The organism is Pseudomonas sp. PS01297 (assembly GCF_029959305.1).
Lineage (GTDB): Bacteria > Pseudomonadota > Gammaproteobacteria > Pseudomonadales > Pseudomonadaceae > Aquipseudomonas > Aquipseudomonas helleri.
On sequence record NZ_JASCPQ010000019.1, the window covers coordinates 18,495 to 34,469 of the forward strand.

Below are 15,975 nucleotides of genomic sequence, written 5' to 3' on the forward strand. Positions count from 1 at the left end.
TGAGGCCGTGCACAGGCCGCGTCAAAGCACCGTGATGGAAACAGCGTGATGAACTGGACTTGGTTTCACAAACTCGGCTCACCCAAATGGTTCTATGCCATCAGTGGACGTTTACTGCCTTGGCTGAGCATTGCCGCCGTGCTGCTGATGGTCGTCGGCGTGATCTGGGGCCTGGCTTTTGCGCCACCGGACTACCAGCAGGGTAATAGTTTCAGGATCATTTATATCCATGTTCCGGCCGCCATGCTGGCGCAGTCCTGCTATGTGATGCTGGCGGTGTGCGGGGTGGTGGGACTGGTCTGGAAGATGAAAATCGCTGACGTCGCGCTGCAATGCGCCGCCCCCATCGGCGCGTGGATGACCGCCGTGGCGCTGGTGACCGGGGCCATCTGGGGCAAACCGACCTGGGGCTCGTGGTGGGTCTGGGATGCGCGCCTGACCTCGATGCTGATTCTGCTGTTTCTGTACTTCGGCCTGATTGCCCTGGGCAACGCCATTACCAATCGCGACAGCGCGGCCAAGGCCTGCGCGGTGCTGGCGATTGTGGGCGTGATCAACATCCCGATCATCAAATACTCGGTGGAGTGGTGGAACACCCTGCACCAGGGTGCCACTTTTACCCTCACTGAAAAACCGGCGATGCCTGTAGAAATGTGGCTGCCGTTGCTGCTCACCGTGCTGGGTTTTTATTGTTTTTTTGGCGCGGTGCTGTTGCTGCGCATGCGCCTCGAAGTGCTCAAGCGCGAAGCGCGCAGCAGTTGGGCCAAGGCTGAAGTGTTAAAAGCGCTGGAGGGTACGCGATGAGTTTTGCTTCTTTCAGCGACTTTGTCGCCATGGGCCAGCATGGCCTGTATGTGTGGTCGGCCTACGGCATTTGCCTGGCGGTGCTGGCGCTTAACGTGGCGTTGCCGCTGACGGCGCGTCGGCGTTATCTGCAACAAGAGGCGCGTCGTTTGCGCCGGGAGAATTCGAAGTGAATCCGCAGCGCAAGAAACGTTTGATCATCATTTTGGCGATTCTGGTGGGCATCGGCGCGGCCGTTGCCCTGGCCCTGAGCGCGCTGCAGCAAAACATCAACCTGTTCTACACGCCGACCCAGATCGCCAATGGCGAAGCGCCGTTGGACACGCGGATCCGTGCGGGCGGCATGGTTGAAAACGGTTCGCTGAAACGCTCTGGCGACTCGCTGGACGTCGAATTTGTGGTCACCGACTTCAACAAGGGCGTGACCATTCAATACCGTGGCATCTTGCCGGACCTGTTCCGCGAAGGGCAGGGCATCGTTGCGTTGGGCAAGCTCAACGCCCAGGGTGTGGTGGTGGCCGACGAAGTGCTGGCCAAGCATGACGAGAAGTACATGCCGCCCGAGGTGACCAAGGCGCTGAAGGAGAGCGGCCAATCCGCCCCGGCACCGGCTAACGAGGTTAAGTGATGATGTCTGGACTGTTTATTCCTGAATTGGGCCACCTGGCCATGATTCTGGCGCTGTGCTTTGCCATCGTGCAGGCTATCGTCCCGCTGCTCGGTGCCTGGCGCGGCGACAAACTGTGGATGGGCCTGGCCCAGCCGGCGGCCTGGGGGCAATTTGCTTTTATGCTGTTTGCCTTCGGTTGCCTCACCTACGCCTTTATGGCGGACGATTTTTCGGTCCGCTACGTGGCCAGCAACTCCAACAGCGCCTTGCCCTGGTACTACAAATTCAGCGCCGTGTGGGGTGCCCACGAAGGCTCGCTGTTGCTCTGGGCGCTGATTCTAAGCGGCTGGACATTTGCCGTGTCGGTGTTCTCGCGCCAGTTACCGCAAGTCATGCTGGCCCGCGTGCTGTCGATCATGGGCATGATCAGCGTCGGATTTTTGCTGTTTCTGATCCTCACCTCCAACCCGTTCGCACGCCTGCTGCCGCAAATGCCTGCCAATGGCAACGACCTTAACCCGCTGCTGCAAGACATCGGTCTGATCGTGCACCCGCCGATGTTGTACATGGGGTATGTCGGTTTCTCGGTGGCCTTTGCCTTTGCCATTGCGGCCTTGCTCGGTGGTCGACTGGATGCGGCATGGGCGCGCTGGTCGCGGCCGTGGACCATTGTCGCGTGGGCCTTTCTGGGGATTGGCATCACCCTGGGTTCGTGGTGGGCGTATTACGAGCTTGGCTGGGGCGGCTGGTGGTTCTGGGACCCGGTTGAAAACGCCTCTTTCATGCCATGGCTGGTCGGCACGGCGCTGATTCACTCGTTGGCAGTGACCGAAAAACGTGGTGTGTTTAAAAGCTGGACCGTGCTGCTGGCCATTGCCGCGTTTTCGTTGAGCTTGCTCGGGACATTCCTTGTGCGTTCCGGGGTGCTGACGTCGGTGCATGCGTTTGCGGCCGACCCGGAGCGCGGCGTGTTTATCCTGATCTTCCTGCTGTTTGTGGTGGGCGGTTCGCTGACGTTGTTTGCGTTGCGTGCGCCCGTGGTCAAAAGCCATGTCGGTTTTAACCTGTGGTCACGTGAGACGTTGCTGCTGGGCAACAACCTGATTCTGGTGGTGGCCGCTTCGATGATTCTGCTCGGCACCTTGTACCCGTTGATTCTCGACGCGATCAGCGGGGCGAAGATGTCGGTCGGCCCGCCGTACTTCAATGCGCTGTTTATCCCGTTGATGGCCTTGCTGATGGTGGTCATGGCGGTGGGTGTGCTGGTGCGCTGGAAAGACACCCCGGTCAAATGGCTGCTGGGCATGTTGACCCCGGTGTTGCTGGGCAGCGCGGCGCTGTCGGTGATTGCCGGTGTGGCCTATGGCGACTTCAACTGGGCGGTGATCGCGACCTTTATGCTGGCGGCCTGGGTGTTGCTGGCCGGGGTGCGCGACATCGGTGACAAAACCCGTCACAAGGGCCTGGTCAAAGGCCTGCGCAGCCTGACCCGCAGTTATTGGGGCATGCAGATCGCGCACTTGGGTATCGCGGTGTGCGCGCTGGGTGTGGTGCTGTCGAGCCAAAACAGTGCCGAGCGCGATCTGCGCCTGGCGCCGGGCGAGTCGATGGAGCTGGCCGGTTATCAGTTCATTTTTGACGGCGCCCAACATTTTGAAGGGCCGAACTTCACCTCGGACAAAGGCACCGTGCGGGTGCTGCGCAATGGCAAGCAAGTGAGCGTGCTGCACCCGGAAAAACGTTTGTACACGGTACAAAGTTCGATGATGACCGAGGCCGGTATCGACGCCGGTTTTACCCGCGACCTGTATGTGGCGCTGGGTGAACCGCTGGGCGATGGCGCCTGGGCAGTGCGGGTCCACGTTAAACCGTTTGTGCGCTGGATCTGGCTGGGCGGTTTGCTCACCGGCTTTGGCGGTTTGCTGGCGGCGCTGGACCGACGTTATCGAGTCAAGGTTAAAACCCGCGTGCGCGACGCGCTGGGCATGAAAGGAGAAACAGCATGAGACGCTGGCTAATGCTGGCCCCGCTGGCGGTGTTTTTGGGCATGGCGTGGTTTCTGTACAAAGGCTTGTATCTGGACCCGACCGAACTGCCGTCGACCCTGATCGACAAGCCGTTCCCGGCGTTCAGTCTGCCAGCGGTCGAGGGCGGAAAAACCCTGACCGAAGCCGACCTCAAAGGCAAACCGGCACTGGTTAACGTCTGGGCCACCTGGTGCATCTCGTGCAAGGTCGAGCACCCGGTGCTGACCAAACTGGCCGAGCAGGGCGTGGTGATCTATGGCGTCAATTACAAGGACGTCAACGAGGACGCGAAACAGTGGCTCAAGGAATTCCACAACCCGTACCAGCTGGACATCAACGATGAGGCCGGTTCGCTGGGCTTGAACCTGGGCGTGTACGGCGCCCCGGAAACCTTCCTGATCGACAGCCAGGGCATCATCCGCCACAAGTTTGTCGGCGTGATCGACGAGCGCGTGTGGCGCGAACAACTGGCCGGCAAGTATCAGGCGCTGGTTGATGAGGCCAAGCCATGAAGCGTTGGTTAGCAGCGCTGGTGTGCGGGCTGGCCTTGACCGGCATCGCCCATGCGGCCATCGACACCTATGAATTTGCCAATGACGCTGAGCGCGCGCGTTTTCGCGAGCTGACCCAAGAACTGCGTTGCCCCAAGTGCCAGAACCAGGACCTTGCCGACTCCAACGCGCCGATTGCCACCGACCTGCGCCGCGAAATTTTCCGCATGCTGGGCGAGGGCAAGGACAACCAGCAGATCATCGACTTTATGGTCGACCGTTACGGCGACTTCGTGCGCTACAAACCGGCGTTGACCAGCAAGACCGCGGTGCTGTGGTTCGGCCCGCTGGCTTTGTTGGTGGGCGGTGTAGTGGTGATCGGGGTGATTGTGGGGCGTCGCCGTCGTACAGCGCGGGCCGAAGCTTCGGACACTCTTTCTGCCGAGGAGCGTCAGCGCCTCGCTACCTTGCTGGATAAAAACAAAAATGATTGATTTCTGGCTTGCAGCGGGCTTGCTGCTACTCATCGCCCTGAGTTTTTTGCTGATCCCGGTGCTGCGTGGTCGCCGTGCCCAGCGTGAAGAAGACCGCACTGCCCTGAACGTGGCGCTGTACCAAGAGCGCGTGGCGCAATTGCAGGGCCAGCGCGAAGAGGGCGTGCTGACCGAACAACAACTGCAAAGCGGTCGCGACGAAGCCGCTCGTGAGCTGCTGGCAGACACCGAAGGCGTGGCGCCGGGGCGCAGTTCCAGCTTAGGCAAAGTAGTGCCCATACTGGCGGCGTTCATGGTGCCGGTGCTGGGTGTAGGCCTGTACCTGCACTTTGGTGCCAGCGACAAGGTTGAACTGACCCAAGAGTTCGCCACGCCACCGCAATCGCTAGAGCAAATGATCTCTCGTCTTGAGCGGGCCGCTGCTGCCCAGCCGGACTCGGCCGAGAGCTGGTACTTCCTGGGGCGTGCCTACATGGCACAAAATCGTTCGGCAGAGGCCGCCAAGGTGTTTGAACGCGCCGTAGCGCTGGCCGGGCGCCAACCTGAGCTGTTGGGCCAGTGGGCGCAGGCGCAGTACTTTGCTGACGATAAAAAGTGGAGCGACAAGACCCAGGCCCTGACCGACGAAGCCTTGAAAGCCGACCCCAACGAAGTCACCAGCCTGGGCCTGCTTGGCATTGCGGCGTTTGAGGGCCAGCGTTATCAGGAGGCCATCAATTACTGGCAGCGACTGCTCAATGAACTGCCTATAGGCGACCCGTCCCGCGAAGCGCTGGAGGGCGGCATCGAGCGCGCCCGCGGGCAATTGCTGGCCAGCGGCGGCAAGGTTGAAAGCGCCCCCGTGCCTGCGGCGCAGGCGTCGATCAAAGTCAGCGTCGATTTGGCTGATGCTGTCAAAGCCAGTGTGTTGCCGGGCGACAGCGTGTTCATCTTCGCTCGCGCCGTGTCGGGCCCGCCGGCCCCGTTGGCGGTCAAACGCGTGACCGTGGCGGACCTGCCGATCACCGTGGAACTGAGCGATGCCGACGCAATGATGCCGCAGTTGAAACTGTCTAACTTTCCTGAAGTCCAACTGGTTGCGCGCATCTCCCGTGCAGGCCAGCCCACCGCTGGCGAATGGGTAGGGCGCGGCAAACCGCTGCCCAACAGCACCCAGACGTTGCAACAGCTGACAATCGACAGCCCGGATAAATAAATACATCAGGGCCAAATCTGTGGGAGCGGGCTTGCCCGCGATGAGATCGGCAAGGTGTAACAGATACACCGCGTCGTTTGCATCGCGAGCAAGCCCGCTCCCATAGGTCCTTAGGACTTGCACGAGACCCCGTTATGGCCGTATTTGCTCGAATCACCCTGCTTAGCCTGGCCATCGGCCTGAGTGCTTGCTCGGTTCATCAACCGTACGAATCCACGCCGCCTACGCCACCCAGTCCGATCCCGCAACCGCAACCCTCGGACAAGCCGCTGCCGGACATGCCCATCCCGCAGCCGCCCAAACCGTTGCCGCGCACCTCGGCCACCTTCGCCCCGCCACCGGGCGGCCCGAGCCACTGGGACGCCCGCCTTGGCGTGTATGTGCTGGATGACCAGAGCAACATCTTCTATCGCCAGCGTACCTACTACCGCTGGGACAACGGCTGGAGCCGCGGGATCAGCCCGAACGGGCCCTGGGAAGAAACCGATACCAGCGGCGTACCGCCGGGGTTGAGCCGGCAGTTCAAGTAACGCGGTCGATTACCCCGGCGCCGCGCTGTCGCGCAGCATACAGGCCACCGATTATCTTCAGCATCCCCCAATCGGTTCCCTCTCCTTCGGGAGAGGGCTAGGGAGAGGGTGCTCTTAGATAAAGAGCCAGATCAAAAACATAGCCCTGCGCTACGCAAAAATTTTGTAGGAGCTGCCGCAGGCTGCGATCTTTTGATCTTTTTAAAAAAAGCGCCTGCATAGCGGTAGGATGGCCCACTCACTACACAAGGAACCCGCCATGAGCCTCTTCGATTTCAAGCAAGTTGATGTGTTTAGCACGGTGGCCCTCAAGGGCAACCCGGTGGCGGTGGTGTTGAATGCCGACGGCTTGAGTGATGAGCAAATGGCCGATTTCGCGCGCTGGACCAATCTCAGTGAAACCACGTTTGTACTGAAGCCACAAAACCCCGAGGCGGATTATCGGCTGCGGATTTTTACCACCCTGCGCGAGTTGCCGTTTGCCGGGCACCCTACGTTGGGCAGTTGCCATGCCTGGCTCGAAGCCGGTGGCAAGCCGCGTGGTGAGGAGATCATTCAGGAGTGTGCGGTAGGCCTGATCCGGGTCCGCCGCAACGCAGGGCAATTGGCCTTTACCGCGCCGCCCTTGTTGCGCACTGGGGAGGTCGATGAGGCGTTGTTACAGCGTGTGTGCCAAGGCTTGGGCATTGAGCCGCACGCCGTGCAGCAAGCGCGTTGGGTCGATAACGGGCCGGGCTGGTTGGCGCTGCTGCTGGCGGATCGCGAGCAGGTGCTGGCGATTAAGCCGGACTACTCGCAATTACACGGTCTGGCCTTGGGTGTGGTGGCGCCTTGGTCGGCTGAGCGTGATGGCGCTGAGGCGCAGTTTGAAGTGCGGGCCTTTCTGGCGGGCGACGGGATGCAGGAAGACCCGGTCACCGGCAGTTTGAACGCAGGCTTGGCGCAATGGTTGATCGCTGACGGCCTGGCACCGCAGCGCTATGTGGCGAGCCAGGGCACGGCCCTGGGGCGGGCAGGGCGGGTGTTCATTGAACAGCTCGGCGAGGACATCTGGGTCGGTGGCGCGGCGGTGACGTGTATTTCTGGCACGCTGAGCCTTTGACCCTCGTCAGGCACTTTTAGCTTTTGTGACGCGCTTTGGCTTGGCCTTGCTGGCCGGGCTTTTGCGTTTTTTCTTCCAGGGCGGTGTGACGCCCGCCGGGCTGGCCGGGCCGCTGATGGTCATGCTCATGCCGCTGCAGCGCTCGATGTGTTTGCTCATCCAGGCAGCCTGCTTGGCGACGAAGATATCAAGGGACATTTCGCCGCTTTGCACCATGTCCAAAGCCTGTTCCCAAATGGCGGTGGTGCCGGGGTCGGCGATGGCGCGGGGCACCGCGTCGATCAGGCTGAAGGCCGGAGGCGTGGCGGCCAGCGCCTTGCCGTTTTTGATCAGGTAGCCGCGATCGAGCAAGCCTTGAATGATCCCGGCACGGGTGGCTTCGGTGCCGATGCCGGTGGTGTCTTTGAGCTTTTGCTTGAGTCGCGGGTCCTGGACCAGTTTGGCGACGTTTTTCATTGCCTTGATCAGGTCACCTTCGGTAAACGGCTTGGGCGGTTGGGTCCACAGGTCTTTGAGGTTGACGTTGGCGACCGCGCAGTCGAGCCCTTCGCGCAAGGCCGGTAAGGGTTGCGGGGCCGGGGCTTCGCGACCTTTGGCCGGGGCCAAAGCTTCGGGCAGGGCGCGTTTCCAGCCGGGTTCGACGATTTGCTTGCCGACGGCCCGCAAGTGCTGGCCCGCGCAGTCGAAATCAGCCTGGGTGCGGTCGTATTCATGGTTGGGCAGAAACTGCGCCAGGTAGCGGGCACGAATCAAGGTGTACACGGCGCGGTGTTTGCCGCTCAGGCGTTCGAGGTTCTTCGCCGCTGCCGTGGGGATGATGCCGTGGTGGGCGCTGACCTTGGCGTCGTTCCAGGCCCGTGAACGGCGTTGCGGGTCGAGGTGCCCGGCCAGTGGCGCAAGGCTGGGGTCGGCCTGACGCAAGGCGGCCAGTATGGAGGCAGCCTCGCTGTGCTGGCTGAGCGGCAGGTAGCCGCAATCGCTGCGCGGGTAGGTCACGACCTTGTAGGTTTCGTACAGCGCCTGGGCGACGTCGAGGGTTTCTTGCGCGCCGAGGCCGAGTTTTTTTGAACACACTTCTTGCAGGGTGCCGAGGTCGAAGGGCAACGGCGCGACTTCGTGCATGCGCTCGGTGTGCAATTTGCTGACCCGCGCGTGGCTGGCGTTGCTGATGGCGGCAGCAGCCTGTTGCGCGTGGGCCTGGTTGAGGCAGCGGTCCTGATCGTCACAGGTGTCGGGATCGGCTCGCCATTGCGCGGTGAACAGTTGCTCGTCGTGCTTGAGTTGCACGTCGATCGCCCAGTACGCCACCGGCACAAAGTCACTGATGCTGCGATCACGGTCGACCACCAGGCGCAGGGTCGGGGTTTGCACCCGACCGACCGGCAATACACCCTGATAGCCGGACTTGCGCCCGAGCAGGGTGAACAGGCGGCTCATGTTCATGCCGATCAGCCAGTCGGCCCGCGAGCGGCCCAAGGCCGAGTGATAGAGGTTAAAGGTTTCGGCACCGGGCTTGAGTGCCGCCAGGGCTTTGCGAATGGAGGCGTCGTCCAGTGCGGACAACCACAGGCGCTGGATGGGCCCGCGATAGCGGCAATGTTCGACCAGTTCGCGGGCGATCATTTCGCCTTCGCGGTCGGCGTCGGTGGCAATCACCAGTTCGCTGGCTTCACCGAGCAGGCGTTTGACGGCTTTGAACTGGCTGGCGGTTTTGGGCTTGACCCGCATCTTCCATTTGTCAGGGATGATCGGCAGGTCGGCCAGCACCCAGCGCTTGTAGCGCTCGTCGTAGGCGTCTGGCGGGGCGGTTTCGAGCAGGTGGCCAATGCACCAGGTGACGGTTGCAGTGGGGCCCACCCAGCAGCCATCACCGCGTCGGCTGGCGCCGAGCACGGCCGCAATATCTTTGGCCTGGGAAGGTTTTTCACACAGAAACAGCCGCATAGCTCCACTCATTCATGCATCGCAGAAGAGGTGCAGCATGGGCAGTCATTGGCTGGAGATCAAGCGTTTTTACTGTGTTTTTGTACAGGTTGTGAGGGCGGGCTTGCTTCGCGAGCTTTTAGAACGTCAAAAGATCGCGAGGCAAGCTCGCTCCTACGCGGGCGTGGGGTTATTGGCCGCTGTAGATCTGATCGAACACGCCGCCATCGCTGAAGTATTTTTTCTGCACTTCACGCCAGTCGCCGAAGGTTTTCTCAACCGACAGGAAGTCGACTTTCGGGAAGCGGTCGTTGTACTTGGCCAGGATCGCTTTGTCGCGTGGGCGCAGGTAGTTTTTGGCAGCAATTTCCTGGCCTTCTGGAGACCACAGGTATTTGAGGTATTCCTCGGCCTCGGCGCGAGTGCCTTTTTTGTCGACGACTTTATCGACCACGGTCACTGGCGGCTCTGCTTCGGCGGAAACACTTGGGTAAATCACTTCGAACTGGTCACGACCAAACTCGCGGGCAATCATTTCTGCTTCGTTTTCGAAGGTCACCAGCACGTCGCCGATCTGGTTGGTCATGAACGTGGTGGTGGCCGCACGGCCGCCGGTGTCCAGTACAGGTACTTGCTTGAACAGTTTGCCGACAAACTCTCGGGCTTTTGCTTCATCGGCGCCGTGTTTTTGCGCATAGCCCCAGGCCGAGAGGAAGGTGTAGCGGCCGTTACCCGAGGTTTTCGGGTTGGGCACGATCACTTGCACGCCGTCCTTGAGCAGGTCTGGCCAGTCGTTCAGGCCTTTAGGGTTGCCTTTACGGACGATAAATACGGTGGCCGAGGTGAACGGCGCGCTGTTATCCGGCAGGCGGGTGACCCAGTTTTCCGGGACCAGTTGGCCGTTGTCAGCCAGGGCGTTGATGTCGGTGGCCATGTTCATGGTGATCACGTCGGCCGGCAGGCCGTCGATCACTGCGCGTGCTTGTTTGCTCGAACCGCCGAAGGACATCTGCACAGTCGGCTTTTCGTTCTTCTCTTTTTCCCAGTGCTTTTGGAACGCAGGGTTGTAGTCTTTGTAGAAGTCGCGCATCACGTCGTAAGACACGTTAAGCAACGGTTTGTTGTCGGCGTGGGCGAGGCTGCTGAGTGCAAGGCCTGCGACCAACAAAGAGGCGCTAAAGAGTTTTTTCACTGCGTATTCCTTGTTATAGGGGGCAAAAGAGGCAATATGCCAGCGACTATAGCGGGTGGCGCATAGTCCTTAAAAGATTAAAAAGCACTTTGTTTATACGTTTTTGACGAACAGCGCATTACCACACCGGGAACAAAAAGACGCCGAGGCCTCATGTTGGGCTTTTTTGCAGGTAGTGCAGGTGTGTTGCAGCTGTTCGCCGCGCATGGCGTTGGCCAGTTCGGCGGTAAAAATACCGGTGGGCACGGCGATGATTGAGTAGCCGGTGATCATCACCATGGCCGAGATCACTTGCCCGGGTATGGTCTGCGGGACGATGTCGCCATAGCCGACGGTGGTCAGGGTCACGATGGCCCAATAGATGCTGACCGGGATACTAGTAAAGCCGTGATCCGGGCCTTCAACCACGTACATCAAGGTGCCGAACACAGTGACCAGGGTGGATACCCCGACCAGGAATACGATGATTTTCTGCTTGCTGCCGCGCAAGGCCGAGAGCAGGTAGTTGGCCTGGCTCAGGTAGGGCAACAGTTTGAGGATCCGGAAGATCCGCAGCATGCGGATGACACGAATAATCAACAGGTACTGCGCGTCGCTGTAATAAATCGCCAGGATCCCCGGCACGATGGCGAGCAAGTCCACCAGCCCATAGAAGCTGAACGCGTAGCGCAATGGTTTGGACGAGCAGTACAGGCGCAGGCCGTATTCGATGGCAAACACAAAGGTGAAGCCCCATTCGATATACGCCAGCAGGTCGCCATATTGCAGGTGAATGCTGTTGATGCTGTCGAGAATGACCACCACCAGACTCGCCATGATGATCAGCAGCAGGGTGGTATCGAAACGGCGCCCGGCGGGGGTGTCAGACTGAAACACCATCACGTACAGGCGCTGACGCCAATCCTGATTCTTCATGTAGATCGCTCGATACCCAAAACCCAGAAGATTCGGGTATTAACGTTCGATGCGCAACCTGCTTTGCGCTTCTCTGTCAGCGGGCTTGCGGCTTAACACGCGAACACCGCCACCGATAATCCAGCAACTGAGCACAAAGGGTGCGGTTAAAAGAGGCAGCCCTAGCGCACTGAAGCCTGGCGCCAGAGCCAAGGTCACGACGATGCCCAGCAACGGCTTGCAGATTCGGCTCCCTTGCTGGCTCAAGGCCAATGCTGCCAGCGCCGGGTTGTAGCCAGCCAGCCCGTTGAGTGCGGCCCCGGTGTCTTGTTGGTAGAGGCTCCATAGCAGCCCGGCGAGTGAGCCGGTCAGCGCCCACAGGGCCGCCCGCCAGTGGCTCAGGCACAAGCCGATAACAATCAGCAGCCCGGCGACCGGGTGATTTAGCAGCATGACTTGGCTGATCCCTTTGAACAGGGCTTGCAGCAGCGTCCAGGCGTTGAGGGCATATGGCTCAACGCTGTACTCCGGTGTTCCTTGCAGGGTGAGCAGTACCCAGCCGATGGCGACAAAAGGGGCGGTGTAAATCATCACACTATGGGGGTGAGTGGCACGTTTGAGCCATTGATGCACCACCATGCTGCTGATCCCGGCGCTGGCGATGATCAACAGTGGCAGCATGGCTGACCACGGCAATTGATGGCTCAGCAGCAGCCCCAGCAACACACCGTTGTAGCAGTAGAGCCCGGCCTGACGTTCGGTTTTGGCGTAGCCGCGACGTTGTGCCGTCAGCAAGCCTGCGACTGCACCGAGCAACGCCCCGCCGAGCAGCGCAGGAGCGCTGACGACAATGGCCAGCAGGCACAACACGCCGCAGAGTGGGTGACGTTGCAGGAAGACTTGGCTGAAACCATTGCACAGGGCCGTGGCCCAGTCGGGGCAATGAGTCATGGCGCAATCAACTTTCTTGAGGGTGAACGAATGCCCCGCAGAAAGTGCAGCAGGCTGCGATCGTTTTAAAAAACTAAAGATCGCAGCCTGCGGCAGCTCCTACGGTGGGTGGACCGCAGAGGTTATTTGTCGCGAATGGAGAAGTTGGCCATGTGTTCCAGGCCTTTGATCAGCGCCGAGTGGTCCCAGTTGCCGCCACCGAGAGCGGCGCAGGTGCTGAACACTTGCTGGGCGCTGGCGGTGTTGGGCAGGTTGATCCCCAGCTCGCGGGCGCCAGCCAGCGCCAGGTTGAGGTCTTTCTGGTGCAGGCTGATGCGGAACCCCGGATCGAAGGTGCCTTTGATCATGCGCTCGCCGTGTACTTCGAGGATTTTCGAAGAGGCGAAGCCGCCCATCAGGGCTTCGCGAACCTTGGCCGGGTCCGCGCCGTTTTTGGCGGCAAAGACCAGGGCTTCGGCCACGGCCTGAATGTTCAGGGCGACGATGATCTGGTTGGCCACTTTGGCGGTTTGGCCGTCGCCATTGCCGCCGACCAGGGTGATGTTTTTACCCATGCTTTGCAGCAGGGGCAGGGCACGGGCGAAGGTTTTTTCGTCACCGCCGACCATGATGCTCAGGGTGCCAGCCTTGGCGCCGACTTCACCGCCAGACACCGGGGCGTCGAGGTATTGCGCACCCTTGGCGTTGATTTTTTCGGCGAAGGCTTTGGTCGCAGTGGGCGAGATCGAACTCATGTCGATCACCACTTTGTTCGGGCTCAGGCCTGCGGCAATCCCGTTTTCACTGAACAGGACTTCGTCGACCTGCGGGGTGTCGGGCACCATGATGATGATGAATTCGGCTTCCTGAGCGACTTCTTTCGGGCTGGCCAGGGCGATGGCGCCAGCTGACAGCAGGTCGCTAGGTGCTGCGCCGCGATGGGTCGACAAAAACAGGCTGTGCCCGGCCTTTTGCAGGTTGCTGGCCATAGGCGAACCCATGATCCCGGTGCCGATAAATCCGATTTTAGCCATGACAAATCCTCTTGTTTTTATTGAATAGTCAGCAAATTCTTACACCGCGTTATGCGTCTTCAGCCACACCAGCCCGGCTTCGGTGCTGGTCAGCGGCTTGTACTCGCAACCGACCCAGCCCTGATAGCCGATGCTGTCGAGGTGGTCGAACAGGAAGCGGTAGTTGATCTCGCCGGTGCCCGGTTCATGGCGGCCGGGATTGTCGGCCAGCTGGATGTGGTTGATCTGCGCCAGGTGCGTTTGCATGGTGCGCGCCAGGTCGCCTTCCATGATTTGCATGTGATAGATGTCGTATTGCAGGAACAGGTTGGCGCTGCCGACCTTGTCCTGAATCGCCAGTGCCTGCGCGGTGTTGTTGAGGTAGAAGCCTGGAATGTCGCGGGTATTGATCGCTTCCATCACCAGCTTGATGCCTGCCGCTTGCAGTTTGTCGGCGGCGTATTTGAGGTTGCTGATGAAGGTTCTTTCGACGGTGGCGTCGTCTACGCCTTGTGGGCGAATCCCGGCCAGGCAGTTGATTTGCGTGTTGCCCAGTACTTTGGCGTAGGCGATGGCCTTGTCGACGCCTGCGTGGAACTCCTCGACCCGGTCGGGGTGGCAGGCAATCCCGCGCTCGCCCTTGGCCCAATCGCCGGCGGGCAGGTTGAACAGCACTTGGGTCAGTTTGTTGGCATCCAGGTGATGTTTGATTTCTTCAGCGCTGTAGTCGTAAGGGAACAGGTATTCAACGCCGTGGAAACCAGCGTTGGCAGCCGCTTGGAAACGGACAAGGAAATCCTGTTCGGTGAACAGCATGGACAGGTTGGCGGCAAAACGCGGCATGGTGAACTCCTGCTTTTTTGTTCCCTCTCCACGCAGGAGAGGGCTAGGGCTTAGGGGTTAATCGAGCATTGAAATGGCGGTCGGTGCATCGTTACCCACCAGCGCCAGATCTTCAAATTCATTGACGGCGTTGATTTCGGTGCCCATCGAGATGTTGGTCACGCGCTCCAGAATAATCTCTACGACCACCGGTACGCGGAACTCTTTGAGCATGTCTTGCGCCTTGCGCAGTGCAGGCTGGATCTGGGCCGGTTCGAATACGCGCAGCGCTTTGCAGCCAAGGCCTTCGACCACGGCGACGTGGTCGACGCCGTAGCCATTCAGTTCTGGGGCATTAAGGTTGTCGAAAGACAGCTGCACGCAGTAGTCCATTTCGAATCCACGCTGTGCCTGACGGATCAGGCCAAGGTAGGAGTTGTTCACCACCACGTGGATATAGGGCAGGTTGAACTGAGCGCCCACGGCCAGTTCTTCGATCATGAACTGGAAGTCATAGTCACCCGACAGGGCAACAACGTTGCGGCTCGGGTCGGCTTTGACCACGCCCAGCGCCGCCGGAATAGTCCAGCCCAATGGCCCTGCCTGACCGCAGTTGATCCAGTGGCGTGGCTTGTAAACGTGCAGGAACTGCGCGCCGGCAATCTGCGACAAACCGATGGTGCTGACATAGCAGGTGTCTTTGCCGAACACTTGGTTCATCTCTTCGTACACGCGTTGCGGCTTGACCGGCACGGAGTCGAAGTGAGTCTTGCGATGCAGGGTGGCTTTGCGTTGTTGGCAGTCTTGCAGCCAGGCGCTGCGGTTTTTCAGCTTGCCGGCGGCTTTCCATTCGCGGGCCACTTCGAGGAACACAGTGAGGGCTGCGCCTGCGTCGGAAACGATGCCCAGATCCGGGGTGAAAACGCGGCCGATTTGCGTCGGCTCAATGTCCACGTGGATGAATTTACGGCCTTCGGTGTACACCTCGACCGAACCGGTGTGGCGGTTGGCCCAGCGGTTGCCGATGCCCAATACTACGTCGGATTTGAGCAGGGTGGCGTTGCCATAACGGTGCGAGGTTTGCAGGCCGACCATACCGACCATCAGCGGGTGATCGTCGGCAATGCTGCCCCAGCCCATCAACGTCGGGATCACCGGGATGCCGGTCAACTCGGCGAACTCCACCAGCAACGCGCTGGCGTCGGCGTTGATCACGCCACCACCGCTGACCAGCAGCGGGCGTTCGGCCTGGTCGAGCATGGCCAAGGCTTTTTCGACCTGTACACGGGTGGCCGAAGGTTTGGCCAGCGGCAGGGGTTCGTAGGCGTCGATGTCGAATTCGATTTCAGCCATTTGCACATCAAATGGCAGGTCAATGAGCACAGGGCCAGGGCGCCCGGAGCGCATTTCATAAAAGGCTTTCTGGAAGGCGTAAGGCACTTGGCCCGGCTCGAGCACGGTGGTTGCCCACTTGGTCACCGGCTTGACGATGCTGGTGATGTCGACGGCCTGGAAGTCTTCTTTATGCAGGCGGGCCCGTGGCGCTTGGCCGGTGATGCACAGAATCGGGATCGAATCGGCAGAGGCGCTGTAAAGGCCGGTCACCATGTCAGTGCCCGCAGGGCCGGAGGTGCCGATGCACACGCCGATATTGCCGGCCTTGGTCCGGGTGTAGCCCTCGGCCATGTGCGAGGCGCCTTCCACGTGACGAGCGAGGACGTGATCGATGCCGCCCACTTTTTGCAAGGCTGAATACAGCGGGTTGATGGCGGCGCCCGGAATACCAAAAGCGGTGTCAACGCCTTCGCGACGCATCACCAAAACTGCGGCTTCGATTGCTCTCATTTTGCTCATTTGATTGTGCCTCTTACGTTTTATAATTGTATACAAGTGGCTGATGGCTGAGTTTATTCATGGTCCGGCCTGCAGGTCAATGGCTTTTGTTTAA

The 15,975-nt window shown here is 60.2% G+C and carries 16 protein-coding genes; 9 read left to right on the forward strand and 7 right to left on the reverse strand.

What is annotated here, in order from left to right; translation table 11 throughout:
* Positions 1-45: 45 nt before the first annotated feature.
* The 9 genes from QMX84_RS08510 to QMX84_RS08550 all read left to right on the forward strand — a co-directional run bounded on the left by QMX84_RS08510 (position 46) and on the right by QMX84_RS08550 (position 7,253).
* Positions 46-804, forward strand: coding sequence for a heme ABC transporter permease (locus tag QMX84_RS08510; RefSeq protein ID WP_173430622.1), 759 nt, complete (start codon positions 46-48; stop codon positions 802-804).
* Positions 801-977, forward strand: coding sequence for a heme exporter protein CcmD (ccmD, locus tag QMX84_RS08515; RefSeq protein ID WP_048371340.1), 177 nt, complete (start codon positions 801-803; stop codon positions 975-977). Before QMX84_RS08510 ends, ccmD begins: the two co-directional genes overlap by 4 nt.
* Entirely contained in the window at positions 974-1,432 is a 459-nt protein-coding gene (ccmE, locus tag QMX84_RS08520; protein WP_178110195.1) for a cytochrome c maturation protein CcmE, read from the forward strand. Before ccmD ends, ccmE begins: the two co-directional genes overlap by 4 nt.
* Positions 1,432-3,420 (forward strand): heme lyase CcmF/NrfE family subunit, encoded by a 1,989-nt coding sequence (locus tag QMX84_RS08525; RefSeq protein WP_282363587.1) that lies wholly within the window; start codon positions 1,432-1,434, stop codon positions 3,418-3,420. The genes ccmE and QMX84_RS08525 overlap by 1 nt, the downstream gene beginning before the upstream one ends.
* Positions 3,417-3,953 (forward strand): DsbE family thiol:disulfide interchange protein, encoded by a 537-nt coding sequence (locus tag QMX84_RS08530; protein WP_262122950.1) that lies wholly within the window; start codon positions 3,417-3,419, stop codon positions 3,951-3,953. The genes QMX84_RS08525 and QMX84_RS08530 overlap by 4 nt, the downstream gene beginning before the upstream one ends.
* Positions 3,950-4,426, forward strand: a complete 477-nt coding sequence (locus QMX84_RS08535) for a cytochrome c-type biogenesis protein (protein WP_282363588.1) — start codon at positions 3,950-3,952, stop codon at positions 4,424-4,426. The genes QMX84_RS08530 and QMX84_RS08535 overlap by 4 nt, the downstream gene beginning before the upstream one ends.
* Positions 4,419-5,621 carry a c-type cytochrome biogenesis protein CcmI gene (gene ccmI / locus QMX84_RS08540; protein WP_262122947.1) on the forward strand — a complete coding sequence of 401 codons (1,203 nt, stop codon included), beginning with the start codon at positions 4,419-4,421 and terminating at the stop codon, positions 5,619-5,621. The genes QMX84_RS08535 and ccmI overlap by 8 nt, the downstream gene beginning before the upstream one ends.
* Before the next feature lie 134 nt (positions 5,622-5,755).
* Positions 5,756-6,151 (forward strand): hypothetical protein, encoded by a 396-nt coding sequence (locus QMX84_RS08545; RefSeq protein ID WP_123751610.1) that lies wholly within the window; start codon positions 5,756-5,758, stop codon positions 6,149-6,151.
* A gap of 259 nt (positions 6,152-6,410) precedes the next feature.
* The gene (locus QMX84_RS08550; RefSeq protein WP_282363589.1) at positions 6,411-7,253 is read left to right on the forward strand and encodes a PhzF family phenazine biosynthesis protein; all 843 of its coding nucleotides are present in this window, start codon (positions 6,411-6,413) and stop codon (positions 7,251-7,253) included.
* 6 nt (positions 7,254-7,259) lie between these two features.
* Here the strand turns inward: QMX84_RS08550 and QMX84_RS08555 are convergent, their stop codons facing one another.
* From QMX84_RS08555 to gcl, 7 genes are all read right to left on the reverse strand, one after another.
* Positions 7,260-9,197: a DNA topoisomerase III gene (locus tag QMX84_RS08555; protein WP_282363590.1), complete on the reverse strand. Its 1,938-nt coding sequence runs from the start codon at positions 9,195-9,197 to the stop codon at positions 7,260-7,262.
* Positions 9,198-9,366: 169 nt separating this feature from the next.
* Positions 9,367-10,368: a sulfate ABC transporter substrate-binding protein gene (locus QMX84_RS08560; RefSeq protein WP_262122941.1), complete on the reverse strand. Its 1,002-nt coding sequence runs from the start codon at positions 10,366-10,368 to the stop codon at positions 9,367-9,369.
* 93 nt (positions 10,369-10,461) lie between these two features.
* On the reverse strand, positions 10,462-11,283 hold the full coding sequence (locus QMX84_RS08565) for an ion transporter (protein WP_282363591.1): 822 nt from the start codon (positions 11,281-11,283) through the stop codon (positions 10,462-10,464).
* A 39-nt stretch (positions 11,284-11,322) separates the two neighbouring features.
* Positions 11,323-12,213, reverse strand: coding sequence for an urea transporter (locus QMX84_RS08570; RefSeq protein ID WP_262122937.1), 891 nt, complete (start codon positions 12,211-12,213; stop codon positions 11,323-11,325).
* A gap of 122 nt (positions 12,214-12,335) precedes the next feature.
* The gene (locus QMX84_RS08575) at positions 12,336-13,226 is read right to left on the reverse strand and encodes a 2-hydroxy-3-oxopropionate reductase (RefSeq protein ID WP_262122935.1); all 891 of its coding nucleotides are present in this window, start codon (positions 13,224-13,226) and stop codon (positions 12,336-12,338) included.
* A 39-nt stretch (positions 13,227-13,265) separates the two neighbouring features.
* Positions 13,266-14,048 (reverse strand): hydroxypyruvate isomerase, encoded by a 783-nt coding sequence (hyi, locus tag QMX84_RS08580; protein ID WP_282363592.1) that lies wholly within the window; start codon positions 14,046-14,048, stop codon positions 13,266-13,268.
* A gap of 57 nt (positions 14,049-14,105) precedes the next feature.
* Positions 14,106-15,881, reverse strand: a complete 1,776-nt coding sequence (gene gcl / locus QMX84_RS08585; RefSeq protein ID WP_048371314.1) for a glyoxylate carboligase — start codon at positions 15,879-15,881, stop codon at positions 14,106-14,108.
* Between the last annotated feature and the right edge of the window lie 94 nt (positions 15,882-15,975).